The 25,818-nt window shown below is 71.3% G+C and carries 27 protein-coding genes; 14 read left to right on the top strand and 13 right to left on the bottom strand.

Annotated features, from left to right (window positions below; genetic code table 11):
* The first annotated feature begins 30 nt into the window (after positions 1 to 30).
* Positions 31 to 483, top strand: coding sequence for a GatB/YqeY domain-containing protein (locus tag ACGFI1_RS25035; protein WP_138641248.1), 453 nt, complete (start codon positions 31 to 33; stop codon positions 481 to 483).
* A gap of 34 nt (positions 484 to 517) precedes the next feature.
* Here ACGFI1_RS25035 and ACGFI1_RS25040 read toward each other — a convergent pair whose 3' ends face one another.
* Positions 518 to 2,800 (bottom strand): penicillin-binding protein, encoded by a 2,283-nt coding sequence (locus tag ACGFI1_RS25040; RefSeq protein ID WP_138641247.1) that lies wholly within the window; start codon positions 2,798 to 2,800, stop codon positions 518 to 520.
* 326 nt (positions 2,801 to 3,126) lie between these two features.
* Between ACGFI1_RS25040 and ACGFI1_RS25045 the strand changes: the two genes are divergently transcribed.
* The gene (locus ACGFI1_RS25045; protein WP_089329881.1) at positions 3,127 to 3,438 is read left to right on the top strand and encodes a WhiB family transcriptional regulator; all 312 of its coding nucleotides are present in this window, start codon (positions 3,127 to 3,129) and stop codon (positions 3,436 to 3,438) included.
* Positions 3,439 to 4,297: 859 nt separating this feature from the next.
* Positions 4,298 to 5,686 (top strand): hypothetical protein, encoded by a 1,389-nt coding sequence (locus tag ACGFI1_RS25050; RefSeq protein ID WP_392788386.1) that lies wholly within the window; start codon positions 4,298 to 4,300, stop codon positions 5,684 to 5,686.
* Between the two features lie 58 nt (positions 5,687 to 5,744).
* Here the strand turns inward: ACGFI1_RS25050 and ACGFI1_RS25055 are convergent, their stop codons facing one another.
* Positions 5,745 to 6,911, bottom strand: coding sequence for an ArsA family ATPase (locus tag ACGFI1_RS25055; protein WP_392788388.1), 1,167 nt, complete (start codon positions 6,909 to 6,911; stop codon positions 5,745 to 5,747).
* Between the two features lie 361 nt (positions 6,912 to 7,272).
* Positions 7,273 to 8,268, bottom strand: a complete 996-nt coding sequence (locus tag ACGFI1_RS25060; protein ID WP_364550556.1) for an ArsA-related P-loop ATPase — start codon at positions 8,266 to 8,268, stop codon at positions 7,273 to 7,275.
* Between the two features lie 234 nt (positions 8,269 to 8,502).
* Between ACGFI1_RS25060 and ACGFI1_RS25065 the strand changes: the two genes are divergently transcribed.
* Positions 8,503 to 9,540 (top strand): slipin family protein, encoded by a 1,038-nt coding sequence (locus ACGFI1_RS25065; RefSeq protein WP_386871850.1) that lies wholly within the window; start codon positions 8,503 to 8,505, stop codon positions 9,538 to 9,540.
* Positions 9,541 to 9,646: 106 nt separating this feature from the next.
* On the opposite strand, the gene ACGFI1_RS25070 is transcribed toward ACGFI1_RS25065, so the two are convergent.
* A complete protein-coding gene (locus tag ACGFI1_RS25070) occupies positions 9,647 to 9,823 on the bottom strand; it encodes a helix-turn-helix domain-containing protein (protein ID WP_392788391.1) in 177 nt (58 codons plus the stop codon).
* 3 nt (positions 9,824 to 9,826) lie between these two features.
* Positions 9,827 to 10,216, bottom strand: a complete 390-nt coding sequence (locus tag ACGFI1_RS25075) for a hypothetical protein (protein ID WP_392788393.1) — start codon at positions 10,214 to 10,216, stop codon at positions 9,827 to 9,829.
* Between the two features lie 245 nt (positions 10,217 to 10,461).
* Between ACGFI1_RS25075 and ACGFI1_RS25080 the strand changes: the two genes are divergently transcribed.
* The 5 genes from ACGFI1_RS25080 to ACGFI1_RS25100 are packed head-to-tail and all read left to right on the top strand — an operon-like array spanning position 10,462 to position 13,360.
* Complete coding sequence (locus ACGFI1_RS25080) at positions 10,462 to 10,827, top strand: DUF4345 domain-containing protein (RefSeq protein WP_386871854.1); 366 nt, start codon at positions 10,462 to 10,464, stop codon at positions 10,825 to 10,827.
* A 50-nt stretch (positions 10,828 to 10,877) separates the two neighbouring features.
* Positions 10,878 to 11,036, top strand: coding sequence for a DUF4177 domain-containing protein (locus ACGFI1_RS25085; protein ID WP_021591512.1), 159 nt, complete (start codon positions 10,878 to 10,880; stop codon positions 11,034 to 11,036).
* Positions 11,037 to 11,080: 44 nt separating this feature from the next.
* Positions 11,081 to 11,542: a RidA family protein gene (locus tag ACGFI1_RS25090; RefSeq protein WP_386871856.1), complete on the top strand. Its 462-nt coding sequence runs from the start codon at positions 11,081 to 11,083 to the stop codon at positions 11,540 to 11,542.
* A 46-nt stretch (positions 11,543 to 11,588) separates the two neighbouring features.
* A complete protein-coding gene (locus ACGFI1_RS25095; RefSeq protein WP_392788395.1) occupies positions 11,589 to 12,443 on the top strand; it encodes an NUDIX hydrolase in 855 nt (284 codons plus the stop codon).
* 14 nt (positions 12,444 to 12,457) lie between these two features.
* Positions 12,458 to 13,360 (top strand): MBL fold metallo-hydrolase, encoded by a 903-nt coding sequence (locus tag ACGFI1_RS25100; RefSeq protein WP_240807665.1) that lies wholly within the window; start codon positions 12,458 to 12,460, stop codon positions 13,358 to 13,360.
* Between the two features lie 49 nt (positions 13,361 to 13,409).
* Here ACGFI1_RS25100 and ACGFI1_RS25105 read toward each other — a convergent pair whose 3' ends face one another.
* Positions 13,410 to 14,096 (bottom strand): Crp/Fnr family transcriptional regulator, encoded by a 687-nt coding sequence (locus tag ACGFI1_RS25105; protein ID WP_067483689.1) that lies wholly within the window; start codon positions 14,094 to 14,096, stop codon positions 13,410 to 13,412.
* Between the two features lie 229 nt (positions 14,097 to 14,325).
* On the opposite strand from ACGFI1_RS25105, the gene ACGFI1_RS25110 reads away from it, so the two are divergent.
* Entirely contained in the window at positions 14,326 to 14,985 is a 660-nt protein-coding gene (locus ACGFI1_RS25110) for a TetR/AcrR family transcriptional regulator (RefSeq protein WP_138636947.1), read from the top strand.
* Between the two features lie 14 nt (positions 14,986 to 14,999).
* On the opposite strand, the gene ACGFI1_RS25115 is transcribed toward ACGFI1_RS25110, so the two are convergent.
* From ACGFI1_RS25115 to ACGFI1_RS25125, 3 genes are read right to left on the bottom strand one after another with little or no spacing between them, the layout of a single operon-like run.
* Complete coding sequence (locus ACGFI1_RS25115; RefSeq protein ID WP_392788398.1) at positions 15,000 to 16,433, bottom strand: alpha/beta hydrolase; 1,434 nt, start codon at positions 16,431 to 16,433, stop codon at positions 15,000 to 15,002.
* A 31-nt stretch (positions 16,434 to 16,464) separates the two neighbouring features.
* The gene (locus ACGFI1_RS25120) at positions 16,465 to 17,037 is read right to left on the bottom strand and encodes a carboxymuconolactone decarboxylase family protein (protein ID WP_392788401.1); all 573 of its coding nucleotides are present in this window, start codon (positions 17,035 to 17,037) and stop codon (positions 16,465 to 16,467) included.
* The gene (locus ACGFI1_RS25125) at positions 17,034 to 17,930 is read right to left on the bottom strand and encodes an SDR family NAD(P)-dependent oxidoreductase (protein WP_392788403.1); all 897 of its coding nucleotides are present in this window, start codon (positions 17,928 to 17,930) and stop codon (positions 17,034 to 17,036) included. The genes ACGFI1_RS25120 and ACGFI1_RS25125 overlap by 4 nt, the downstream gene beginning before the upstream one ends.
* Positions 17,931 to 18,077: 147 nt before the next feature.
* On the opposite strand from ACGFI1_RS25125, the gene ACGFI1_RS25130 reads away from it, so the two are divergent.
* Entirely contained in the window at positions 18,078 to 19,535 is a 1,458-nt protein-coding gene (locus ACGFI1_RS25130) for a sigma-70 family RNA polymerase sigma factor (RefSeq protein WP_392788406.1), read from the top strand.
* 12 nt (positions 19,536 to 19,547) lie between these two features.
* Here the strand turns inward: ACGFI1_RS25130 and ACGFI1_RS25135 are convergent, their stop codons facing one another.
* Positions 19,548 to 20,801 (bottom strand): PucR family transcriptional regulator, encoded by a 1,254-nt coding sequence (locus tag ACGFI1_RS25135; protein WP_386871870.1) that lies wholly within the window; start codon positions 20,799 to 20,801, stop codon positions 19,548 to 19,550.
* Between the two features lie 119 nt (positions 20,802 to 20,920).
* Between ACGFI1_RS25135 and nth the strand changes: the two genes are divergently transcribed.
* The 3 genes from nth to ACGFI1_RS25150 all read left to right on the top strand — a co-directional run bounded on the left by nth (position 20,921) and on the right by ACGFI1_RS25150 (position 23,743).
* A complete protein-coding gene (gene nth, locus ACGFI1_RS25140; protein WP_138636941.1) occupies positions 20,921 to 21,661 on the top strand; it encodes an endonuclease III in 741 nt (246 codons plus the stop codon).
* A gap of 61 nt (positions 21,662 to 21,722) precedes the next feature.
* Positions 21,723 to 22,382: an NUDIX hydrolase gene (locus ACGFI1_RS25145; RefSeq protein WP_386871872.1), complete on the top strand. Its 660-nt coding sequence runs from the start codon at positions 21,723 to 21,725 to the stop codon at positions 22,380 to 22,382.
* Positions 22,383 to 22,546: 164 nt separating this feature from the next.
* Entirely contained in the window at positions 22,547 to 23,743 is a 1,197-nt protein-coding gene (locus ACGFI1_RS25150; protein WP_171069032.1) for a MarP family serine protease, read from the top strand.
* 196 nt (positions 23,744 to 23,939) lie between these two features.
* Here ACGFI1_RS25150 and ACGFI1_RS25155 read toward each other — a convergent pair whose 3' ends face one another.
* Genes ACGFI1_RS25155 through ACGFI1_RS25165 form a run of 3 tightly spaced genes read right to left on the bottom strand, consistent with a single transcriptional unit; the run spans position 23,940 to position 25,808 of the window.
* Positions 23,940 to 24,395 carry a DUF309 domain-containing protein gene (locus ACGFI1_RS25155; protein WP_392788409.1) on the bottom strand — a complete coding sequence of 152 codons (456 nt, stop codon included), beginning with the start codon at positions 24,393 to 24,395 and terminating at the stop codon, positions 23,940 to 23,942.
* Between the two features lie 22 nt (positions 24,396 to 24,417).
* The gene (locus tag ACGFI1_RS25160) at positions 24,418 to 25,341 is read right to left on the bottom strand and encodes an alpha/beta fold hydrolase (RefSeq protein ID WP_138636939.1); all 924 of its coding nucleotides are present in this window, start codon (positions 25,339 to 25,341) and stop codon (positions 24,418 to 24,420) included.
* Positions 25,342 to 25,349: 8 nt separating this feature from the next.
* Positions 25,350 to 25,808: a phage holin family protein gene (locus tag ACGFI1_RS25165; RefSeq protein ID WP_138636938.1), complete on the bottom strand. Its 459-nt coding sequence runs from the start codon at positions 25,806 to 25,808 to the stop codon at positions 25,350 to 25,352.
* Between the last annotated feature and the right edge of the window lie 10 nt (positions 25,809 to 25,818).

Genomic DNA, 25,818 nt, shown 5'->3' on the forward strand with positions numbered 1-25,818 from the left:
CAGAAGGTACGGGACGGGCATGATGTTGGCATGACCCTGAAGGAGAAGCTGGAGACCGATCTCGCGTCCGCGATGAAGGCGCGCGACGAGGTGCGCACGCGCACGCTGCGCATGGCGCTCACCGCGGTGAAGACCGAGGAGGTCGCCGGCAAGCAGTCGCGCGAGCTGTCGGACGACGACGTCGTCAAGGTGCTCGGCCGGGAGGCGAAGAAGCGGCGCGAGGCGGCGACGGCGTTCGCCGACGCGGGGCGCGCCGAGCAGGCGCAGGCGGAGCGGGACGAGGGCGCGGTGCTGGAGGAGTACCTTCCGGCGCAGCTGGGCGACGCGGAGCTGGCCGCGCTGGTCGCGGACGCCATCGCGGAGACGGGTGCGGCGGGGCCGCGCGCGATGGGGCAGGTCATGAAGGTCGTGAACCCGAAGGTCGCCGGGCGGGCCGAGGGCGGCCGGGTCGCGGCCGAGGTCAAACGGCAGCTCGCGGAATGACGAAGGGCCCGGCGTCGCGCCGGGCCCTCGGTCTTTAGTCGGGCTTCTTGCCGCTGCTCACGTAGAGGATGACGGTGGTGCCGGGCGGGACCTCGCTGCCCGCGTCCGGTGACGTCGAGACGACGGTTCCGCGTGGCTTGTCCGAGTCGACGGAGCCGGAGGCGACCTGGACCTTCAGGTCGGCCGCGGTGAGCTTGGCCCTGGCGGCGTCCACCGTCTGGCCCTTGACGTCCGGGACGCTGGTGGTGTCGCCGAAGTCGCGGGACGGGGTCTGGAAGCCGGGGGCGGGCTCGCCGGCGAGCGCCCGCTGCATGGACGTCCGCCAGAGCGGGCCGGGGATGGTCGCGCCGTAGATGCCGTAGACCTTGTACTGCCAGGGGCCGCGGAAGTCCCAGTAGGCGACGGCGGACGCGAGGTTCGGGGTGAAGCCGGCGAACACGGCGCAGGTGAACTCTTCACAGGTGCCGGTCTTGCCGGCGGCGGGGCGGCCGATGCCGAGCCCGGCCGCGGTGCCCTTGGTGAGGACGCCCTGGAGGATCGAGTTCACCTTGTCGGCGACGTCCGGGTCGAGGGCCTGGTGGCAGTCCTGCTTGGGCAGCTTCAGCTTCTTGCCCTGCGGGTCGACGACCTCGGTGACGGAGACGGGCGAGCAGTACTTGCCGCGGGCGGCGAACCCGGCGTAGGCGGCGGCGAGGTGCACCATGTCGACGTCGTTGACGCCGAGGACCTGGGACGGGGTCGGCAGCAGCGCGTTGCCGTTGCCCTGCTTCATCCCGAACTTCTCGGCCATCTTCACGGCGTTGCAGACGCCGACGCGCTTCTCCAGGAAGGCGTAGAAGGTGTTGACGGAGTGCCAGGTGCCGGTCTTGAGGTTGAAGTTGCCCTGCTCGCTGTCGCCGGCGTTGGACACCGTCCAGGGCGCGCCGCCGCCGACGAGGTCGTTCTCGTACTTCTTGCCCTGCCACGTCCCGGTGTAGCGGCACGGCTGGAACCCGCCGACCGTCACGGTCTGCGGGGAGTTGATGGTCGTGCTGACCGGGATGCCCTGGTCGATGGCGGCGGCGAGCGTGAAGACCTTGAAGGTCGAGCCCGCCGACACGCCGTTGCCGCCGCCGTGGTGGGCGTCGGCGGGGAGGTTGATGGTCGTCCGGCCCTTGCCGGGGCCGAACCGCTTGCTCACGCCCATCGCCTTGATCTTGCCGGTGCCGGGCTCGACCATCGCCTGGGCGGCGACGCGGTTGCCGCCGGGCGGGACGGTGCCGCGCAGGGTCTTGTCGACGGCGTTCTGGTCCTGCATGTCGAGCGTGGTGCGGATCGTGTAGCCGCCCCGGTTCAGCTCGTTGACGACGTTCTGCTGCTCCTTGGGCTTGAGCTGCCAGTACTTGCCCTCCGACAGGATGTTGAGCATGTCGTACTTCACGTACTCGCAGAAGTACGGCGCCTTGCTGGACTGGCAGCCGCCGACCGGGTCGGTGCGGTTCAGCTGGATGGGCTTGGCGGCCTCTTGGTCGGCCTGGGCCTTGGTGATGTGCTGGAGCTGGGCCATCCGGTAGAGGACGACGTCACGCCGGTGACGGGCGTCCTTCGGGTTGCGGATGGGGTCGTACGCGGTCGGGTTCTGCGTGATGCCGGCCAGAAGGGCGGCCTGGCCGAGGGTCAGTTTGGACGCCGGAACGCTGAAGTAGCGCTTGGCGGCGGCCTGCACCCCGTACGCGCCCGCACCGAAGTAGGCGATGTTCAGGTAGCCCTCAAGGATCTGGTCCTTGGTCATGCGCTGCTCGATGTCGAGCGCGAAGCGGAGCTCGCGCAGCTTGCGTCCGACCGTGGGCGCAGTGGCTTCCTGGTACTCCTCCTGCGTGCGGGCACTGTCGACCAGGAGGTTCTTCACGTACTGCTGCGTGAGCGTGGACCCGCCCTGGGTCTGCTCGGACTCGACGTTGGACGCCAGTGCGCGGATGGTGCCCTTCAGGTCGAGCGCGCCGTGTTCGTAGAACCGCGAGTCCTCGATGTCGATCATGGCCTTGCGCATGATCGGGGCGACCTGGTCCAGCCGGACGGACTCGCGGTACTTGTCGAAGAACGTGGCGACCGGCTTGCCGTTCGCGTCGTACATCACCGTCTTCTCGGACGGCGGCGACGTCTTGAGCTGGCTGTCCATGTCGTCGAAGTTGTTCGCGGCGTCGCGCGCGGTGAGCCCCGCGCTGCCGACGGCCGGCAGTGCGATGAGGGCGACGATGAGACCCGCCACCACCCCGGCCCCGAGCAGCCTGAACAGCGTGGAAGCGGACTTGACCCGATCGGTTTTCACAACGCGCACGTGGTCTAGGGTACGCGGGACGAGCAGTGCATTAGGGACAGGTCCCCTGCGTCACCACGTTCCGGTCTCGGTTCTCCCGGACGTTCGTCCGTTATGCCCTCATGATGACAACCTGCGCTGTGTCTGGCGCGTCAACTACAGGTAACTAGTCCGTTCCGGCGGTATGGCCCCGGTGGGCTATATCGAGAATGGGCCCATCGGGGGCTGTTGAAACGTCCCTCGCTTCCGTAAGTTCTTCCCCACGGCTTTCGTTTGGCGGCCTGACGTCCGCGCCCGTCCGGCCAAGGAGCGCAAATCGACACAGACCCTAGGGGAGTGGGGCCAAGATGTGGATCACGGATTGGACCGCCCGCGCCGCCTGCCGTAACGCGGATCCTGATGCCCTGTTCGTGCAGGGAGCGGCGCAGAACCGAGCCAAGCTCATCTGCCGCGGCTGCCCGGTGCGCACGGAGTGTCTCGCTGACGCCCTCGACAACCGGATCGAGTTCGGTGTCTGGGGCGGGATGACCGAGCGGGAGCGCAGGGCACTGCTGCGGCGGCGACCGGATGTGCGGTCGTGGCGCGATCTGCTGGAGACCGCGAAGGAAGAGTACGAGCGGTCGGTCGAGGCGGACGAGCAGGAGCTCGTCGCCAGCTGACCTCGGCGGGCCGCGAGCGGCCCGTCCAGGCGTCCGGCAGAGGTTGGTTCTAAGGACCGGCACGGTCCAATGAGAGCGTGGCCGCGGGCCCGCACCGTTTTCGCGGTGCGGGCCGCGGCCACATGCTCTGCCCTCTCACTGATCGTCCACCTGCGGCGGTAGATGCCGCCTCCGTGCGGGTTCCCGTGCGGCCGCTGCGCTGCTTCGTGCGCCGGGCGGCGGCAATAGGGCGATCAGCTCGCGGAGGAGGCTTTCCGCGCGTCGAGTGCACGTCGGCCTGCGCGTGCGCACCGGCCGGTGGTCATCTGCGCTCGAATGCGCGGCGCTGCCTGCGCCGTTGCCGATCGCGTCCCTGATGGGCTTGGTCAGCACTGTCGCTTCGCAACGGAGTTGCCTCTTCTGGGCGGCGAAGTGAAGCAGGAACACCACATCACGCGCCGATTTCGCCTTTTCGGACCGACTGCGCAGTCATTTTGTGCAAGCCGGTACTGATCGTCGCGGTATCGCCAATGGCGTCGTCGCTCGACCGCGCCGCATGAGGGCGTGTGCCCCGTTGCATGCCGTCTGGAACACGGTCGTTGGCAGCGTGCTCGGGGCGACGGCACCGGCGATTCCCTCCCAGGTCGGGGTGGCCAAGGTCACCGTCCCCGAGTTGTGAGCGCGCCCGTCGGCCCGGCCTCCGGGCAGTGAGAGCGGCGACGCCCGCGCGTCTGCTTGGAGTTCGTCAAGGGGTGGGCAAGAAGCCGTGGCCGGGAGCGCATCGTCCCAGCTCGGAGCGTTGATCATCGTAGGGTCCGTCCGGGTGCGCCGCGCGGACGGACGCGGTGCGCCGCCGTTCACCGGAGCGAGGGGGCACGTTGTGACGGGACGTTGGAGGATCACCGCGGCGGTCACCGGGGCGACCGCCATGGCGGCCTTGTCCGCCGGGCTGCCGGCCGCCGCCGGAAGCACGTCCGAGCGCACGGGGCCGTGGGTCCTGATGGCCCAGGAGAACTTCGACCGGCCGCTGCGCGTCGACGGCGAGCCGTGGCGCCTGGACCCGCAGGGGCCGCGCAGCCCCTGGCACGTCGACGCGTTCGACGACGACGGTGACGCCTGGACGAAGATCAGCGGGCCGCTGTTCAAGAAGCAGCTCGACACCCTCAACGTGTTCCGCAAGCGCGTCGCGTTCGGCCGGGACGGGTGGCTGACCGCCGAGGTCGCCGCCGTCGACAAGGACCGCGACGGCCGTCCGGACTCGCGGCCCGGCCTGTCCAACGCGTCCCTCCCGGGCGGGCAGAAGGTCGCGCGGATCTCCGAGCCGAGCTGGGACGCCGGCGTGCTGATCCGGCCCACCCGCCCGCTGCCGCCGCGCTACCGGGTGGAGATGACGCTGCGGGGCATCGACTTCGGCGGCAAACGGCACGGCACGTGGGACTACAACGGCAGGCACAACGGCTACACGCGGGAGCCGTGCAAGACCCGGTACCCGTGGACGTTCCAGGGCGCGCTGCCCGGCAAGACACGCTGCCAGTACCCGGACGTGACGAAGGAGAACGGGTTCTACTACCTGACGATCCTCGACTACGCGAACCCGGCGCCGCACGGCAACCCCGGCATCCACTACCGGCGCAAGGTCATCATGGACGGCTACTACAGCGACGACGAGCGCTGGAAGAACGCCGGGACCTGCAACCCCAGGACCGGCAAGATCTACCGGACGTTCGACGGCACCTTCAACGGGATCAACGCGCTGTTCGTGCGCGGCGACATGTTCCGGGAGGCCGCCAACAACAACATCAGCAACGAGTACTACATCAAGACGGCCTGCGGGAACGTGTCCATGGACAAGCCCTACGGGCCCGGTGGACGCTTCAAGCAGCACCTCACCAGCGCCGAACTCCAGCCGCAGCTGCTGCCCAAGGCGTCCTACCGGTTCGCCGTGGAACGCGACTCCACCGGCTACACGCTGGAGATGAGCGGCCCGTTCCTCCACACCGGGCAGACGACGCTGCGCGTGCACCATGACTTCGTGGAGAACGGCCGTCCCATCTGGCACTACAACCAGACGCCCGGCGAGTACGACGGCCGCTTCGACCGCAGGCTCGTCCACAAGGGTCCTGCTGGGACGTACATCACCAAGCACACGTGGCCCAAGGGGTCGGCCTATCCCGACTCGTTCATCATCGGCGATCCGCACCTGAACTACTACGAGGGCCAGGCGTACGTCGACGACATCCGCCTGTACGTCCCGAGCAACGCTCGTTAGGCCACGGGACGGCTCGGCCCCCATCCCTGCCAGGGGGTGGGACGGGGGCTGAGAGGGGTCAGGCGGCGGCTATCGGGGTCGCGGTGGGGGCGGCGAGGTCCTCGCCCACCTGGCGCAGGCCCTCCAGGTCGTGGACGTCCTCGGCCTGGGCGGGGACCGCCGTGACCGGGACGGTCGGGTGCGCGGACGCGAAATGGTCGCGGAGGCGCTCCTCACGGGCGGCCAGCTGCATGCGGTCGGTGTGGAGGCGCAGCAGGGCCGCGGTCAGCGTGTGCTCGCCGCGCTCCTCCAGCGTCTCGGCGGCGGCCTGGCTCCGCGCCGCCGACAGGCCGTCCGCCGCGGACTCGTGGACGCGGTTCACGACGAGCCCGGCGAGCGGCATCCGCTCCTCGGCGAGCCGCTCGACGAAGTAGGACGCCTCGCGCAGCGCGTCCGGCTCGGGCGCGGCGACGACGAGGAACGCGGTCCCGGGGGTCTGCAGCAGCTTGAACGTCTTCTCGGCGCGCTCCCGGAACCCGCCGAACATCGTGTCGAACGCGGCGACGAACGTCTGCACGTCGCGGAGCAGCTGGACGCCGAGGACCTTGTTGATCGCCCCGGTGAACATGCCGAACCCGGCGCTGATCACCTTGACCCCGAAGCGGCCGCCGGTCTTGGCCGGGGCGGCGAGGATCTTCATGAAGCGGCCGTCGAGGAAGCGGCCCATGCGCTCGGGGGCGTCCAGGAAGTCCAGCGCGTTCCGGGACGGCGGCGTGTCCACGATGATGAGGTCCCAGGCGCCGGAGCGGTGCAGCTGCCCGAGCTTCTCCATCGCCATGTACTCCTGCGTGCCCGACAGGCTGGACGACAGCGACTGGTAGAAGGGGTTCGCGAGGATCTGCTTCGCCCGGTCCGGGTCGGCGTGCGCCTCGACGATCTCGTCGAAGGTGCGCTTCATGTCGAGCATCATGGCGTGCAGCTCGCCGCCGTCGTCGCCGTCGATCTCGATCTTGCGCGGGTTGTTGTCGAGCTCCGACAGGCCCATCGACTGGGCGAGCCGGCGCGCCGGGTCCACGGTGAGGACGACGACGTCCCGCCCCCGCTCGGCGGCCCGCACCCCGAGCGCGGCGGCCGTGGTCGTCTTCCCGACCCCGCCGGACCCGCAGCACACGATGATTTTCGTGCGCGGGTCGTCGAGCAGCGCGTCGACGTCCAGGGCGGGGGGAGTCTTGCTGATCGGGCTCATCGCTTCACCTCTGCCGTCCGGCCTCCGGCCCTCCGCCGGGACCGCTCCACACGCCTCACCGCACCGCTCCCAGCGCACACCCAGGACACCCCGGGCACCGCCCCAGCACACACGACCGCCCGCTCACCGTCCCCCGGCACCGCCACCACGCGGGCGCTCTGTGCTGAACGGTCCCTTACGAAGGACCGCAGCGTGCCCTGGCTTCGCTCGGTCATGCGTGTTGCCGGTGGGTGGTGACGCCCCACGCCCCCCACCAAGGACCGCAGCATGCCGTCGCTTCGCTCGGTCATGCGTGTTGCCGGTGGGTGGTGACGCCCCACGCCCCCCACCAAGGACCGCAGCATGCCGTCGCTTCGCTCCGTCATGCTGCGCCCTGGGCGCGCAGGGCGGCGGCCAGGTCGTAGAGGCCGGCGAGGTCCATGCCGTCCGACAGCATCGGGAGGGTGTAGCGGGGACGGTCGATCGAGTCGAGGCGTTCCTTCTCGCGGCGCTGCAGGGCGGTGCGGCGGGCGTGGTCGCCTGCCTCGGCGGCGAGGACGGCGGCGATCGACTCGGCGTCGTGCTCCAGGCCGGCGGCCTTGACGCCGCGCAGGATCTCGTCGGTGTCGAGGGTGCCGGCGGCGGCCGCGGCGAGGTCGTCCTCGGTGAGGACGGGCTCGTGCTCCATGTTGACGATGACGCCGCCGACGGGGAGCCCCACGTCGGTCAGGTCGCGGATGCCGTCCATCGTCTCCTGGACGGGCATCTCCTCAAGGAGCGTGACGAAGTGGACGGCGGTCTCCGGGCTGCGCACGACCTTCATCACGGTGTCGGCGTGGTTGCGCACGGGGCCGACCTTGGCGAGGCCGGAGACCTCCTCGTTCACGTTCAGGAACTTCGTGATGCGGCCGGTGGGCGGGGCGTCCATGACGACGGCGTCGTAGATGAAGGAGCCGTCCTTCTTCTTGCGCCGCACCGACTCGGAGGTCTTGCCGGTGAGGATGACGTCGCGCAGGCCGGGGGCGATGGTGGTGACGAAGTCGACGATGCCGAGCTTGGTCATCGCCTTCCCGGCGCGCTTGAGGTTGTAGAACATCTCGAGGTACTCGATGAGCGCCTCTTCGGTGTCGATCGCGAGCGCGTACACGTCGCCGCCGTCCGGGGCGACCGCGACGCGGCGCTCCTCGTACGGGAGGGGCGGGCAGTCGAAGAGCTGGGCGATGCCCTGGCGGCCCTCGACCTCGACGAGCAGGACCTTGCGGCCGCCGGCGGCCAGGGCAAGGGCGAGGGCGGCCGCGACGGTCGTCTTCCCCGTGCCGCCCTTACCGGTGACCACATGGAGGCGTACGCCGTCCCAGTCGGTGTCTCTCGCGCTCACCCGATCGACCATATCGTTCACTCGGCAAACACTTCAGAGGCCGCCCACCCGTATGCAAGTGATCCCTGACACGGTCGCCCGGAAGATCATCTGGATGGACGTTGTAAACGGGCCTGCCCGCGCGGTTAGCTGGGAAACGTGGAGCCGTCCCGGACGGTTCCGTCTGGATCTTCACGGGTCCGGAGTTCTGCCGGCGTGCAGGCGCCGGCCGGCCACGTGAGAAAGGTGCCCGTGATGGAAGCGGTGGCACTCATCATCCTGCTCATCGTCGTCGTCGGGGGGCTGCTCGTCCTGACGTCGTCGATCCGCATCGTCCAGCAGTACGAGCACGGCATCGTGTTCCGGTTCGGCCAGGTCCAGCGGGGCGGGGAGTTGCGCCCCGGCGCCGTGCGGACCCCAGGTCTGACGGCGATCGTGCCGGTCGTGGAGCGCATGCAGAAGGTCAGCCGGCAGACGATCACCATGGGGGTCCCCGGCCAGGACGGCATCACGCAGGACAACGTCAGCGTCCGCGTCGACGCGGTCGTCTACTTCCGGGTGATCGACCCGGTGAAGGCGATCGTGAACGTCCACAACTACGGCTACGCGGTCTCGCAGGTGGCGCAGACGTCGCTGCGGTCGGTCATCGGCCAGGCCGACATGCAGGAGCTGCTCGGCGAGCGCGAGAAGATCAACATGCGGCTGCGCGCGATCATCGACGAGATCACCGAGGGGCCGTGGGGCATCCTGATCGAGCGGGTCGAGATCAAGGACGTCTCGCTGCCCGAGGGCATGAAGCGGTCGATGGCGCGGCAGGCCGAGGCGGAGCGGGAGCGCCGCGCCCGCATCATCACCGCGGACGGCGAGTTCCAGGCGTCCAAGCGCCTCGCCGCCGCCGCCGAGATCATGTCGCAGGACCCGGCGGCCCTGCAGCTGCGGCTGCTGCAGACGGTCGTGGAGGTCTCCGCGGAGAAGAACAGCACGCTGGTCATGCCGCTGCCGGTCGAGATCCTGCGGTTCTTCGAGCGCGCCGCGGGCGGTCCCGGGCGCACCGAGGAGGAGGGCGACGGTAGCAGGCTCGACCTCGGCGAGCGGCTCGCGAAGGCCGAGGAGGAGCTGGCCAGGGCGGCGGAGCAGCCCTCGACCCTGGAGTCGGCCGAGGACGTCCCGCCGGTCATCGGGCTGGACGAGCCGAAGCGCGAGCCCGCGTCGAGCGAGAACCGCGGCATCACCAGCGGCGGCCCCGCCTCGGAGGAGCCCGCCTCGGAGGAGCGGCCGGACGAGCCGCGCTGACCTGTGGGCCGCCCCGCGCAGGGGCGGCCCACAAGCACGGTCACCAGCCGCGCTGGAGTGCCGTGCTGTGGTCGGCCTGTCTCCGGCGGCCCGTGCCGAGGGCCGTTCACGGTGACTGGTCGCCGCGTCGGATGGTGAGCGGGACGGCCAGCAGGCGGGACGGGGTAAGACCGAACATGCCGTGGAACGCGCTGCTCAGGTGGGACGGGCTGGAGAAGCCCGCGTCGGCGGCGACGCGGGTGAGGTCGTGGCCCGCGTCGATGAGTTCGGCCGCGCGGAGCATCCTCTACCAGAGGCGGTAGCGGCGGAAGCTCGTCCCCGTCTCCGCCTTGAACAGATGGAGAAAGCGGGATACGGAGAGGCCCGCCTCATCGGCCAGGAGCCTCGCGGTCACCGTGGACTCCGGGTTCCGCAAGAGCCGACGGGTGGCGGCATGGATACGCGGGTCGCGTCCTGTACCAGGAGAGACCGGTGCTGCCATGGTCAGCCAGGAGGCGCCGTATCCATGGCGCAGCAGGCTGGTCTCAGCGCGGTGGGAGTGACTCAGAGGCCCGTCCGTCACCGTCATATGGGCGCGGCATGACTTGGCATAGGACGAGCCCGCGTCGAGGTAGCAGAAGACCATCTGCCCGCCCTGGGCGATCACCTGGTGCGGCAGGCGCGGTGGAATCAGCACGCTGCGGGCGGTGACGGGCGTCCGCCCAGGGACTTCCACTCGGACGGGTGCGTCGACACCGACGGCGAGACATTCCACTGAGCCGGTGTGCACGCCAAGGTCCAAGGACGGGCCCGCGTAGAGCGCCTGTCCCGGCCACAGCCAAAGGGCGGCGCTCGCGGAGCACGTTCTTGAAAGCGCCTGCACGGCGGCTCCCACATCCTTCCGGTGAAGCGAGTTCGGAGACTAACCCGGAGGTCCTGGCAGTGCCCACCACAGTCATCGTCGTAGTCGCCGTGTTCTTCCTTGCGATGGGGCTGTACGGCCTTGCAGCACCGGCCGCCCTGATCCGGCCGTTCGGGGTGGTGCTGTCCTCGGCGGACGCCCGTACCGAGGTCCGCGCCGTGTACGGAGGGTTCGGCATAGCGATGGCGGGCCTGCTCGCAGTAGCGGCACTCGATGTCGGCCAGGTCCGGCAGGGGGCCGTCCTAGCGGTGGCGTGCGCGCTTGCCGGGATGGCCGTGGGGCGCCTTGTCGGGTGGGTCGCCGACAGGCAGATCGGGTTCTATCCGACGTGGTTCTACTTCGGCGTGGAGGCCGTTGCCGCGGGGGCCTTGCTGGGCGCGCTGTGAACGACGGGCTCGAACGGGGTTCCAGTGGGGCGATCGCTAGGGTGAACGCCATGAAGAAGTGGGAGTACGCGACCGTTCCGCTGCTGGTGCACGCGACCAAGCAGATCCTCGACAACTGGGGCCAGGACGGGTGGGAGCTCGTCACCGTCCTGCCGGGTCCGAACCCGGAGAACCTCGTGGCCTACTTCAAGCGCGAAGTGCAGTCGTAGGCGCCGGATTCCAGTCAGCAGCACCTCAACGAGGAGGAGTGGCCATGAGCACGCCCGAAGAGCGGATCCGCGAACTGGGGATCGAGCTGCCGGAGGTCGTCCCGCCGGTGGCGTCGTACGTGCCGACGGCGCGGACGGGTTCGCTGGTCTACACGGCGGGCCAGGTGCCGATGGTGAAGGGCAAGCTGGGCGTCACCGGGAAGGTGGGCGCCGAGGTCGACCCGGAGGAGGCCGCCCGGCAGGCGCGGATCTGCGCGCTGAACGCGATCGCGGCGCTGAAGGCCGAGGTCGGCGAGCTGTCGCGGGTGGTGCGGATCGTGAAGGTCGTCGGGTTCGTCGCGAGCGCTCCGGACTTCCACGGGCAGCCGCAGGTGGTCAACGGGGCGAGCGACCTGCTGGCCGAGGTGTTCGGGGACGCGGGCAGGCACGCGCGCAGCGCCGTGGGCGTCGCGGTCCTGCCGCACGATGTGCCGGTCGAGGTGGAGCTCATCGCCGAGGTCCAGTAGGACCAGGCTTGACGGAACGCCATTCGGTATGTCCGAATGACTCGCCATGGGCACTGTGAACGGGTTGAAGCTGCCGGCGAGTTTCCGGGATCGGATCGAGGACATCCGGGCGGGCCGGGCCGAGCCCGTTCCCGCCCGGGACGCGGCCACGGTCGTGGTGCTCCGGGACCATGACAAGCACGGGCTGCAGGCGTTCATGCTGCGTCGCGTCCGGTCGATGGCGTTCGCGCCGGGCGCGTACGTGTTCCCCGGCGGGTCGGTCGATCCGCGCGACGGCGAGGCCGAGCTGGCGTGGTGCGGGCCGCCCCCCGCCGAGTGGGGCGGGGCGTTCAAGGCGGGCGAGACGCTGGCGCGCGAGCTGGTGTGCGCGGCGGTCCGCGAGACGTTCGAGGAGACGCTCGTCCTGCTCGCCGGGCCGACGAGCGGCACGGTGGTGGACGACACGCGCGGCGACGACTGGGAGGCCGACCGGCAGGCGCTGCTGGATCGTTCCCAGTCGTTCGGCGGCTTCCTCGCCCGGCGCGGCCTCGTGCTGCGCGCCGACCTGCTGCGCCCGTGGGCGCACTGGATCACCCCGGCGATCGAGCCGAAGCGCTACGACACCCGGTTCTTCGTCGCCGCGATGCCGGACGGGCAGCGGGCCAGGGACGTCAGCACCGAGGCCGACCAGGTCGCCTGGGTGCGTCCGGCGGAGGCGGCCGAGCGGGCGGCGAAGGGCGAGTGGATGATGCTGCCGCCGACGATCGCGACGCTGGCGGAGCTGGCCGAGTTCGACACGGTCGCGGACGTGCTGGCGGCGCCGCGCGAGATCGTCGTCCACGAGCCCACGGCGGAGATCATCGACGGCGAGGCGTACCTCGTGCTGCCGGAGGGCACCGAGCGGCACTACGCGCAGGGCTGACGATGGGCCGCGGAATGCCCCGCTCGCAGGCCGTCATGTGGCGGCTGGCGGGGACGTCGGCGCTGCGGCACCTCGACCGGCTCGGCTGGAACCCGGTCCGCCACCCCGATCGGGCCTCGGGCAGGATGGGAGATATGACGGAGATCGACGGGATGGGTACCGAACGGGCGGTCTGCGTGCTCGCTCCGAACCCGTCCGCCATGACCCTGGACGGCACGAACACCTGGATCATCGCCGAGCCCGGGTCGGACGAGGCCGTCGTCGTCGATCCCGGGCCGAAGGACGGCAAGCACCTCAAGCGCGTCCTGGACGTCGTCGAGCAGCAGGGGCGGCGCGTCGGGCTCGTCCTGCTCACGCACGGCCACCCCGACCACTCGGCCGGCGCGGGGAAGTTCGCGAGGCTGGCCGGCGGCTCCGTCAAGGTGCGGGCGCTGGACCCGAAGCACCGGCTCGGCGACGAGGGGCTCGGTGAGGGCGACGTCGTCACCACGGGCGGCCTGGAGCTGCGGATCATGGAGACGCCGGGCCACAGCGACGACTCGCTGACGTTCTGGCTGCCGGCGGACGGCGCCGTCCTCACCGGCGACACCGTCCTCGGGTACGGGACGACCGTGCTGGAGGGGAGTCTCGGCGACTACCTCGGCTCGCTGGACCGGCTCCGCCGGTTCGCCGCCGACGTCGAGGCCGCCACGATCCTCCCCGGCCACGGCCCCAGGCTGGACGATCCGATCGCCGTCCTCGACCACTACATCGACCATCGCCGCGAGCGCCTCGCGCAGGTCGAGGCGGCCGTCGCGGCGGGCGCCCGCACGGCCCGCGAGGTCGTCGAGCGGGTGTACGCCGACGTCGACAGGGCGCTCTGGCCCGCCGCCGAATGGTCGGTCCAGTCGCAGCTCGACTACCTCAACTCCCGCTGAGGCCGCTGGGGCCCGCAGGGGGTCCGCTGAGGCGCCGCCCGTCAGGGACTTACTTGGAGCGCTTGCGGAGGCGCTCGATGTCGAGGATGACGACGGCCCGCGCCTCGATGCGCAGCCAGTTGCGCTGCGCGAAGTCGGCGAGCGCCTTGTTCACGGTCTCGCGGGAGGCTCCGACGAGCTGCGCCAGCTCCTCCTGCGTGAGGTCGTGGTGCACGTGCAGGCCGGCCTCCGACGGCTGGCCGAACCGCTCCGCCAGGTCGAGCAGCGCCTTGGCGACGCGCCCGGGGACGTCGGTGAAGACCAGGTCGGCCATCACGTCGTTGGTCTTGCGGAGCCGCTGCGCCAGCGCGCGGAGCAGTTGGACGGCGACCTCGGGGTGCCCGGTCAGCCAGGGCCGCAGGTCGTCGTGGCCGAGCCCGGCGAGGCGGCACTCGGTGACCGCGATCGCGCTGGCGGTGCGCGGGCGCGGGTCGAACAGCGACAGCTCGCCGAACATCTCGCTCGGGCCGAGCACGCTCAGCAGGTTCTCCCGGCCGTCCGGCGCCGTCCGGGTCAGCTTGATCTTGCCCTCGAGGACGACGTACAGCCGGTCTCCCGTCTCGCCCTCGTTGAACAGTGTCTGACCGCGGGCGAGACGCACCTCGGTCACGTTGGCGCGCAGCGCCTTGGCGCCCTGCTCGTCGAGGGCCTCGAAGAGCGGGGCTCTGCTCAGAACGTCCACGTCGCGATCGGTCACGCTTCTCCTCCTCGAACACCTACATGCCTAGTGTGACGTACGTCCCACCGCGGACGTGAAGGCAGGGTCACGGCGCGCCGAAACGCGGGACCGGGGAACTTCCGTCCCGCGGCGGGCCACGGTCCCGTTCGCCCAGTGTACGGACCACTGGGTGAATGCCATCACACCGGTCTCATCACCTGTTAACGGACGACCCGGGCAAGGGGCGCGGGTGCCTTAACCTGAGCGGATGCAGAGCTCCGGATCCGGCCCCGCACCGCGCCGGCTGCCGCGGGGCCGTCACGCGCTGTCCCGTTCGGAGGTCGAGCGGGTGCACCGTGACCGCCTCTGCGCGGCCATGGCCGCGGCGATGCTGGAGAAAGGGTACGTCGGAACCTCGGTTGAGGACGTCCTCAAACGGGCGAGAGTGTCGCGGCAGAGCTTCTACGGGCTGTTCTCGTCCAAGCTCGACTGCTTCATGGCCGCGTTCGACAAGGCCGGCGAGGTGCTCATGCACCGCCTGGAGGGCGCCGTGGGCGCCGCCGCCGCGGCGGGCGGGGGCGAGGGCGACCCGGCGATCCGCTTCGAGCGGGCCGTCACCGCCTATCTGGAGGCGCTGTCGTCCGAGCCGGGGTACGCGCGCCTGTTCCTGGTGGAGGTGTACGCGGCCGGGCCGGAGGCCGTACAGCGGCGTGCCGCCATACAGGGCGCGCTGGTCGGCGCCTTGACCGGGCTCATGGGCGTGACCAGTCCGGCGGGCGAGTTCGCGTGCAAGGTCGTCGTGGCGGCGGTGAGCTCGATGGTGACGCCGGCGATCGCGACGGGCGATGTGGAGGCGCTGAAGGCGATCGGCCCCCCGATCACCGAGCACGTGCGCCTCCTCGTCCGGTCGGGTGTTCTGGACTCCTGACCTGCGCTGAAGCGCTATCCGGCCGTCTGAGGTGTGGTGATGCTCACTCGCGTGGTGGCGACGCCGTGTGCGCGCGGGAGCGTGATGGTGAGCCGTCCGTGCGGCCCGGCGGTCGTCTTGATGACGCGGTGCTTCCACCCCTGCGTTACACCGACGACGACACGTGTGCCCGGACGGTAACTCGCGGGGGTGGTGACCGTGGCGGTCCCGGAGGCGCGCAGCGTGAAGCCCGCCCTGGACGCGTCGGAGAGCGCGCTGAACTCCCGGGCCTTGCGCCGGTCGAGCGAGACCGTCCAGCCCCACTGCGTCCAGGTCCGGTCGATCGACCGGTAGGACGTCTTCGCCGGCGGCGGGGGCGGCGCGGCGAACGTCCGCATCAGCGGGTCGATGTGCTGCCGCAGGTCACGCGCCCAGTACGGGAAGATGTGGGTGCCGAACACGTAGTCGGTGTACCGGCTGGGGATCTTCAGCTCTTCCAGCCGCCGGTGGAAGCTGACCGTCGAGGTGTGCGTGAGCGCCTCGATGCCGATCGCGGCGGGGTCCGGCGCCGGCGGGTCGAGCGGGCCCGGCAGGCCGGTGGCCGTGTAGAGCGCGAGCCGCATGCCGCGCAGGTTGGACGCCAGGCCGGCGGGGTCGTGGCCGCGCCAGTTGACGTCGTCGGTGAGCCGGGAGCCGAAGATCGCGTCCGGGCTCACCCCGTTGAGGGCGACCGCGATGTAGGAGACGACGGCCGTCGCGCCCACCGCCACCACGGGGTCGGAGGAGATGTCGGGCGCGCCGGAGAACGACGCGGCGGACACGAACAGCTCGGGATGCCGGGCGGCGTAGCTCATCGCGCCGAACCCGCCCTGGGACAGGCCCGCGACGGCCCGTCCGCCGCGGCCGGCGACGGTGCGCAGGTTGCGGTCGATCCACGGGATCAGCTGGCCGACGTGAAAGGTCTCCCACTTGGACGGCCCGAGCTTCGTGCCCGGGTCGGCCCAGTCGGTGAACCAGCCGCCGCCGTTGCCGTCGAAGCCCGCGTCCGGCATGACGATGATCAGCGGCCGTCCGGCGGTGGTCTTCGCGGCGTCGCCCTTCTCGACCCAGTCGGCGGCGCTTCCGGACGTCCCGTGGAACAGGTAGAGGACGGGGTAGCGGGCGCTCGTCCGCCGCTCGTAGCCGTCCGGCAGCAGGATGCGGACGTCCACGGCCCGTCCCAGCGCGGCCGTGCGCACCCGGACCGCGTACTGCCGGTCGTCGATGCGCCGCACGTTCACGACCTGGATGCCGCTGTCGTCGGAGAACCGGACACCGCTCTCCGTCGCCTGCGCCGGAATGGTCAGCCCGGCCGAGGCCGTCACGGCCGCCAGTACGACCGCGGTGAGGCGCTTCCCAGCAGCCGTGCGCCTCGCTCTTGTGCGGATGGGTTCGGAGGGACGGGCGGCGGAGACGGGGGCTGGGGGCATGGGGGGACCTCCTGCGAAGACGGTTCCGGGGTCAGCTGCCTCCGGGGCGGCGGGGTCGCGGGCCTCGGCGGGGCGCGTCGGGCTGGACGCGGAGGGCGGTGATCGCGGTGGCGAGCATCTCGTAGTGCCCGGCGAGCATGATCAGCTCGACGCACTCCCCCTCGGTGAGGTGGGTGCGGAGCCGTGTCCAGGTCTCGTCGTCCAGGTCCCGCTCGGCGTGGAGCCGGTCGACGGCGGTGAGGATCGCCTGCTCGCGGGGCGTCCAGCCGCCGGCGGACGGCCCCGCCTTGACGCGCTCGACGTCCGGCGCGCGGACGCCGCTGCGGCGCCCCAGGCGGACGTGGTGGTCGAACTCGTAGCGGCAGTCGCGCAGGTGCGCGACGCGGAGGATCACCAGTTCGGTCTCGCGGCGGGGCAGGGTGCCGCCGGGCATGAGCCGTCCCGCGAACCACAGCCAGCCGCGGAAGAGCCCGCGGCGGCGCGCGAGGGTCAGGAAGAGGTTGGGCGGGCTCGTTCCCGCGACACGCCCCGCGGCCTGGCAGATGACCCAGTTCAGCGCGCCGACGTCGCGGAGCCGGCCGGGCGTGGCGCGCGGCGCCGTCACCGCGCCGAGTCCGGTTGCGGCGTGGTCAGTTCGACGTGCTCCTTCCGCGCCACGTCGAGGATGCGGCGCAGGTCGCGCTGGACGGCGCGGTCGACCACGGGCTGCGCGAGCATCCGGACCGGCAGGACGCCGCCGACCCACCAGGGGGCGACGACCCGCTTGGAACGGCGGGCGATCCCGCGCTCCAGCGCGTCGATGCCGACCCGCAGCGGCGTGACCTTCGAGATGAAGCTGCTCGCCGACCTCGCGCTCGTCAGGGCGGACGCGGCCTCGGTGCTGAAGCCCCGCTGCGTCATGTCCGTGTCGAGTTCGGCGAAGTAGGCCACGCCCGCCTTCGCACCCCACGGCTTCAGTTCGGACCTGAGCGTGTTACCCATGGCCTCCACCGCCGCCTTGGACGCGCTATACGCACCCAGCAGAGGCGCCTGCACGGCTGCGGCGAGGGATGCCACGGCCAGTGCGTAACCCCGCTCGTGGCTGATGTGGGGTCCGGCCGCTCGCAGCGTGTTGTAGACGCCGAGCACGTTCACCTTGAGGCTCTGCTCCAGGACGGACGGGTCGCCGCCGATGATGGGCATCTGCGCGGCCACACCGGCGTTGGCGACGACCACTTCTAGGCCGCCCAACTCCTGCACCGCGCTGTTCACGACCTCCTCTACCCTGCCGCGGTCGGTCACGTCGCACGTCCACCAGGGGGCGGACCCGCAGTCCGCGGCGACGGAGGCGAGCAGGTCGGGTTCGAGTCCGGCGAGCGCGACGCGCGCGCCGCGCTCGTGCAGCCGGGCGGCGAGGGCCGCGCCGATGCCCCGCGCCGCGCCGGTGATCAGCACGCGGCGGCCGGCGAGGGTCGCCGGCCAGGGGGACGAGTCCCACCGGGTGGAATCAAGGATCATGCCGCGACTCTAACATTAATGAACACACTCGTTCTTTTAAGGTTCCCTGCAGATTTCCGTAATGGCGGTACGGAACCGGCGTCTCCTCGTGCGGTGACAGGCGACCTATGAGGGTTGTGGTGACATGCGGGCCACAGGTTGGATGGCGTGGTGGTAGCGGGCGTGGAGGCGCGGCCGGACGCCGACCTTCTGGCGGCAGCCGCGGACGGTGACGAGCACGCGTCTGAGGAGCTGTTCCGGCGACACCACACGGCCGTACTGAGGTACGCGCGCGGGTTAGTCCGGGACCAGCACCTCGCGGAAGACCTCACCAGCGAGGCGTTCACCCGCACGTTCGCGGCGATGCGCCAGGGCCACGGGCCGCGCGACGCCTGCCGGCCCTACCTCTACACGGTGGTCAGGAACACGGCCACCGACTGGGCCCGCGGCGACCGCCGCACCGTCGTGACCGACGAGGTCGCCGACTGGGCCTCCGCCCCCGAGGACGACCCTCCGCCGGACGTCGACGAGCTGGACGCGCTCGTGCGCGCCTTCCGCTCCCTGCCCGAGCGGTGGCAGACCGTCCTCTGGTACACGGTCATCGAGGACGAGCCCATCGCACAGGTCGCGGAACTGCTCGGCATGGAGAAGGGAGCGGTCTCCCAGCTGTCGTTCCGCGCGCGCGAGGGGCTTCGCCAGGCGTTCCTTGCGGCCAGTGCCGGAGGACGTCCCGAATGCGCGGAGTTCACCGCCGAGCTCGCCGCGAACGTCCGCCGCCCAGGCCGGCGTCGCACACGCGCGCTGCGACGGCACCTGGAGTCCTGCGATGAATGCAGGCGCGCGTCCAAGGAGATGACCGATCTCAACGGGCGGCTGCGGCGCGCTCTGCCCATCGGTGCCGTGCTGCTGGGCGCGCCTTCGGCGCCGTTCAGCCCGCTTGCTCCACTCGGCTCGGCGGCGTCCGGGGCCGGGTGGGCGCTGCCCATCGCCGTGGCGGGCGGCATCGCCACCGGGCTCGCGATCATCATGTTCAGCACGGGAGGGGACGGGGCCCAGGCGCCCCCGGAGGCCATCCGGCCGTCCGCTGTGCCTGCCCCGCAGACTCCTGTGGCGCCGCAGGACGTCCACCGGTCCGACTATGCCGTTGCTACACAGACCCCTGGGCGGGGCGGCACGGTACCTGGCGCTGGCGCTACTCCCGGTGCGGCCTCGGGCGCGGGCCCTTATCGGGTGCGCAACACGACGCTGCAATCGTGCCTGGCACCGAGCGGGACAGCGGTAGTGCAGCGTTCCTGCTCCGACTCCACCACCGGCTGGAAGCGCGAGAACACCGGCGGCGGTTTCACGCTGACGAGCTCGTCCACCGGGCAGTGCATGGCCCGGGGCGAGGCGTCGGCGGGCGTGCCCTGGGAAGGCGGAAGCGAGTACTCGGTGGTCATGGCGCCCTGCGGCGGCGCCCACCAGGTCTGGACGATGGCGCAGACCGCTCCGTCGGTCTTCCGGCTCAGCAACGGCGAGGGCTACTACCTGCAAGCGAGCTGGTCCGGGCTGAAACCCGTGTCGCTGAAGCCGGCCTCCTACGCGGGGATGGCCGCCCAGGGCTGGGCCATCGAGGGCACGCGCTGACCACATCGGCGCTTACCCGTAGCTGAGGTCGTCCCGCGCGGCGGCGGGTTCGGCGTTGAGGGCGAGCCATGCACGCAGCGCCATGTGCAGCTCAAGACGGTCGGACGTGCTGTGGAGCGCGTCGCCGAACAGGTCCTCCAACTGCCGCAGCCGGTACCGGACGGTCTGCGGGTGCAGATGCAGGTGGCCTGACACCTCCGTGGCGTTGAACCCGCACTCCAGGCACGTCAGCAGCGTCTCGGCCAGCCGGTAGCGCTGCGCCGGGCGGGCGCGCAGCAGCGGCGCGAGCCGCCGGTCGATCACCTTCTCGATCAGCACCCGCTCCCGCATCATCACGATGATCGGCATGTGCCGCTCGGCGACCACCGGCGAGGCGGCCGTGATCAGCCCCTGGCAGGCCAGCCCCAGCGCCTCGCGCGCCAGCCGCAGTGACGTGCCCGCGTCCGCCGGCGCGACCGCCGGGCCGATCGCCGCCGTCCAGCCGTGCAGGTGCCGCTCCAGCATCCGGGCGCGGCCGGGGCCTTCCGGGTCGGGCACGATCAGGCACGGCTCCGCCAGGTGCAGGCCCAGCAGGACGTCCGGCGGCAGCGCCGGATGCCGCGCGTCGGACCCGTGCTCGCGGAGCGCGACGGCGGCGACCGTGCGGGGCAGCGCCCAGTCCGCCTCCCGCGCCGGACCGCGCAGCTCCTGCGCGGACGCCTCTCCCAGCAGCAGCTCCAGCAGCCGCCGACGGTGCTCCTGGCGCGCCCCCGCGGCGCGGGCGGCGGCGTCCGCGTGGCCCTCGGCGACGATCGCCGCCACCTGGTTCAGGTAGTCGAGGGCCGCGTTGGCGATGGCCGCGATGTTGGCCGGGCTCGTCCGGTGCCCGAGCCGCTCGGCGCACTCGGTGAGCTGCTCCACCGCGAGGCCCGTCCCGATCCGCGTCGCCGCCTGCCACGCGTCCAGCGTCCGCCCCTCGCTGGCCTCCCCGACGCCGATCTGCCGCCAGAACTCCACCACCTCCGCCGACGGCGCGCCGGGATCGGCCATCAGCTCCAGGAAATGGCCGATGGCGCACTCGACGCCCAGCACCATCGCCTTGGCGTAGCGGGGGTCGTGCGGCCGCACGAACTCCGGCAGCCGCTGCTCGATCCGCCGCACCGCCTCCGCGGCGATGCCCGGCACATGGTCACGGAGATCCTCGGCGATCCGGGCGGCGCCCTCGAACGACAGGTCGAGCTCGATCCGGCGCACCGGCAGACGGACCACCTGGCTGAGGTCGGACATTGGATCTCCTTCGGGGAACGACGTGCAGGGGAGACGGCGCGCCCCCGGCCCGATTACGCGCATCGGCCGAAAACCCCGGTACGGCCGGATCCGGCCGCGGACGCTCTAGGCTGGCCGGTATGGCGACGGAGGCGACCCCGAAGGCGCGTGCTCGGAAGTGGAAGGACGAGACGAGGCTGGGGCTCGTCCGGCGGGCGCGCCGGATGAACCGGATCCTGGCCGAGACCTACCCGGACGCGCACTGCGAGCTGAACTTCGGCAGCCCGTTCCAGCTCCTCGTCGCGACCGTCCTGTCCGCGCAGACCACCGACATGCGGGTGAACCTGACGACGCCGGAGCTGTTCGCCAAGTACCCCACGCCTGAAGACCTCGCCGCCGCCGACCCCGAGGACGTCGAGGCCATCCTGAAGCCCACCGGGTTCTTCCGCGCCAAGACCAAGTCGGTGATGGGGCTGTCCGCGGCACTGCGCGACCAGTTCGACGGCGAGGTCCCAGGGCGGCTCGAAGACCTCGTCAAGCTGCCCGGTGTCGGACGCAAGACGGCCAACGTCGTCCTGGGGAACGCGTTCGACGTCCCCGGAATCACCGTCGACACCCACTTCGGCCGCCTCGCACGGCGGTTCCGCTGGACGGCCGAAGACGACCCCGTGAAGGTCGAGCAGGAGATCGGCGAACTCATCCCGCGCAAGGACTGGACGATGCTGTCCCACAGGCTCATCTGGCACGGCCGAAGGATCTGCCATGCCCGCCGTCCTGCCTGTGGTGCGTGCCCGCTCGCGCGCCTCTGCCCGTCGTTCGGTGAAGGGCCGACCGACGAGGAGACCGCCCGCAAGCTCGTCAAGCCGGGGCCGTTCTCATGACGGCCCGAGGCGCCGGGAAGGCGGCGGGAAGGAACGCGGGTGTTCCGGAGTTGGGACGGATGTGACCGAGACCGCCCCCAACACTCCCGACTGGCTCGCCCGCTTCCGTGTCGAAGGCCCCCGGATGCAGGTGCCGCCGATGTTCCGGCCCGCGCCCGCCGCCCGCGCCGCCGCCGTCCTGATCCTGTTCGGCGACGGTCCCGAAGGCCCCGACGTGCTGCTCACCGAGCGCGCCGCCACCCTGAACAAGCACGCCGGACAGCCCGCGTTCCCCGGCGGCCGCATCGACCCCGAGGACGACGGCCCGGTCGCGGCCGCACTGCGCGAGGCGTGGGAGGAGGCCGGCGTCGAACCGTCCGGCGTGGACGTCCTGTGCACGCTGCCCGAGCTGTACCTGCCGCACAGCGAGCACCGCGTCACGCCCGTCGCCGGCTGGTGGCGGGAGCCGTCGGAGATCGCCCCCGGCCACCCCGGCGAGGTCGCGATGGTCGCGCGCGTCCCGATCGGCGAGCTGGTCGACCCCGCGAACCGGCTGATGATCCGGCACCCGTCCGGCACCAGGCTCGGGCCGGCGTTCCGCGTCCGCGACATGCTCGTCTGGGGGTTCACGGCCGCGCTGCTCATCCAGGTGCTGGACGCCGGGGGCTGGAACCGGCCGTGGGACATGTCTCATGTCGAGGACCTGCCGCCCGAGGACGTGGACCTCGCCTCACGCGGGTGAGAATCTCAGCTGACGGGCGGGCGGGATCCGCAGGTCACAGCGCCGTATCCGGAGAGCATGGCCATGGTCACGGCCGCGTGTCACCCCTGACGGCTACCCGACGCACCCCAATCTGGTACATCGAGGGGACGTGCGGCGGCGGCGCGGCACTATACGGTTGAGCGGTGCTGCACGACCACGTTCTCGACCTGATCCTGCTCGTGCTCGTCGTGCTGTTCGGAGTCTCGGGCTACCGGCAGGGCTTCATCGTGAGCCTGCTGAGCTTCGCCGGCTTCGTCGGCGGCGGCGTCATCGGAGTGCTGATCGCGCCGCCGATCGCGGAGGCCGCGGTCGACGGCGCCGCGCAGCAGGCCCTGCTCGCCATCGTGGTCGCGTTCCTGTCCGCCACCCTCGGGCAGCTGATCGCCTCCTCGGTCGGCGCCGTCCTGCGCAACCGGGTGACCGGCATGAACGCCCGCACCGCGGACGCGGTCGGCGGCACCTTCGTCAGCGCGATGTCGCTGCTGATCGTCGCCTGGTTCTTCGGCAGCCTGGTCGCCAACTCCGAGTTCAAGCCCGTCCGGACGCAGGTCAAGGGCTCCTCGATCATCAACGGCATCAACGACGTGATGCCCGGGCAGGCGCAGACCTGGTTCACCTCGTTCCAGGGGTTCGTGAAGAGCAGCGAGTTCCCCCAGGTCTTCAACGGCCTCGGCGGCGAGTCGGTGGTGCAGGTGCCGCCGCCGGACGAGTCCGTGCTGAGCACCCGGGGGCTGAAAGCCGCCAAGAACAGCATCGTGAAGGTGGTCAGCACCGCGCCGCAGTGCCAGCGGCGCATAGAGGGCACCGGGTTCGTGTTCGCGCCGCAGCACGTCATGACCAACGCGCACGTCGTCGCCGGGGCGCGCGGCTCCTCGAAGGTGTCGCTGATCAACGGCGACAGCGAGCGCGGGCGGGTCGTCCTGTACGACCCCAAGCGGGACGTCGCCGTGCTGTACGTGCCGGGGCTGCGGGCGCCCGCACTGCAGTTCGCCAAGGAGGCCCGCGTCCGCGACGACGCGATCATCGCCGGGTTCCCGAAGAACCAGCCGTTCACGCCGGGCGCCGCCCGGATCCGCGCCCGGCAGACGGCGCGCGGCCCGGACATCTACCACTCCGGGCAGGTCAGCCGCGAGATCTACGCCATCCGCGGCAAGGTCGAGCCGGGGAACTCCGGCGGGCCGCTGCTGTCCACGGACGGCCGCGTCTACGGCGTCATCTTCGCGGCCGCGCTGGACACCCCGTCCACCGGCTACGCGCTCACCGCCGAGGAGGTCGCCGCCGACGCGCGCGTGGGCGCCCAGGCCACGACCCCGGTCTCCACCCAGAACTGCTCTGACTGAGGCTGAGGGCCGCTGGGGCGGCTCGTAGGGCTGCTCAGGGCAGGGCTAGTCAGTCAGACAAGGGCTGCTCAGAGCGGGGCTGGTCAGGGCAGGGCTGGTCAGGGCAGGTCTCTCAGAGCAGGGCCGGTTAGGGCATGGCCGGGTCGAGCTGGGCGGGTCAGAGCAGGGTCTAGCTCATGCCGTGCTCAGGCCGTGCTCAGGCCGTGGGGGTGAGGCGGAGGGTGATGGGGCCTTCCTCTGGGCTTGTGGCCAGCTCTCGTGCCTGCTTGACGACTCCCTGCACGTCGATGTTGTGCGGGGCATCGGCCTCGTAGGGGACGAGGCGGTCGGCGGCGCGGCTCAGGAGCGCTTCGGCGCCGCGTGCGTTTCCCCGGCGAAGGTGGGTTATCCCTACGGCGACCTGCGCCAGCCCCCGCCAGAGCTCCCGTTCGGCCTCAGGAGCGGCCTTCCAGACCGCCTCCAGTACCTCGTGGGCGTGGAACGGGCGGTCGGCGTCCAGCAGGCGCTGCGCCTCGGCCAGCGCGTCCGCCGGCGGCATGTCGAGGTCGTCCGGCATGGTGGGGATGCCTGTGGCGCCGTGGGGCAGTGGACGTCCGTAGGCGTCCCGCGGGCGTGCGTTGCGTGGGCGTCCAGACTCGTCCCGATCGCGCATGGCTCCACCGTACGCCCGGGGGTCAGCGTTCCGGCTCCGGGTCGGCCAGCCAGCCGAGCAGCTGCGCGTCGAACGCCCGAGGACGTTCCTGATGGGGGAAGTGGCCGGCGCCTTCGATGAGCTTCCACCGGTAGGGGGCCGACACGTAGCGGCCTGAGCCCTGTGCACTGGCCGGGAGGGTGCACGTGTCGAGCGCGCCGTGCAGTTGGAGCGTGGGCACCTGGATGGGGGTGCGCATACGGTGCGCGTAGCGGATGCCGTCCGGACGTGCCTGCGACCGGATCAGCCAACGGTGGTACTCCAGCGCGCTATGGGCCGCCCCAGGGATCTGCACTGCCTTCCGCACGAGTTGCTCTGTGCGCTCGTCCGGCCAGCCTGGCCCGGACCAGTCGTGCAGGAGCTTGCCCACCAGCGCCGCGTCGTCGCGGACAAGGCGCCGTTCAGGCCACAGCGGCACCTGGAAGCCGAACGTGTGCCGCGTCGCCCAGCCCTGGCCGCGCGGGTCCCCGGCGACGGCCTGCCGCAGCCGCAGCGGATGCGGGGCGCTCACCACCGCCAGCCGCTGGACGGTCTTCGGGTGGTAGACGGCCGTCGTCCACGCGAGCAGCCCGCCCCAGTCGTGCCCGACGATGATCGCATTCGCCTCGCCCAGCGCGCGGACCAGCCCGGCGGCGTCCCGGGCCAGCGTGACCAGGTCGTAGCCGCGCGGCGGCTTGTCGCTGCCGCCGTACCCGCGCAGGTCGACGGCGGCGGCCCGGTAGCCGGCCGCCGACAGCGAGACCAGCTGGTTGTGCCACGACCACCAGAACTCCGGGAAGCCGTGCAGCAGCAGGACGAGCGGGCCCTCGCCGGCCTCGGCGACGTGGAACCGCGTCCCGCCGGCGCTGACCTGCCGGTGGACCCAGGGCCCGTCGACCTCGATCAGCGACGCGTCGTGCCCGGACATGGCGTCGGTCAGCCCGTCGGCTCGAGGCCGGCGCCCTTGCCGCCGGCCTCGATCTCGTCGGAGTCGCCGCGGCGGCGCAGCGCGGTGAAGTCGTCCTTCAGCGTCTTGCGGGTGCGCTTCGCGCCCTCGATCCGCTTGATGAAGCGCTTGGCGAGGAGCATCAGCCCCCCGGCGAGCCCCACGTAGACGATCGAGACGATCAGGAACGCCAGCCACGGCCAGATGCCCAGTTCAGCGAGCCCGAGCGCGAACGAGATCGACAGCAGGATGACGACGAGTCCGCCCATCACCGCGGCGATGGTGACCATCACGCTGCTCAGCGCCGCCTTCTTGGCGTCGGCCTTCAACTCCATCTTGGCCAGGGCCATCTCGGCCCTGACAAGGTCGGAGACGTTGCCCGACGCCAACGCGACCAGCTCGCCGACGGACTTGTCCTCCATGCGCTCGCCCGGTAGTGCCTCGGACATATCGCTTTAC

It is taken from the genome of Actinomadura geliboluensis, from assembly GCF_043197915.1.
Taxonomy (GTDB): domain Bacteria; phylum Actinomycetota; class Actinomycetes; order Streptosporangiales; family Streptosporangiaceae; genus Spirillospora; species Spirillospora geliboluensis.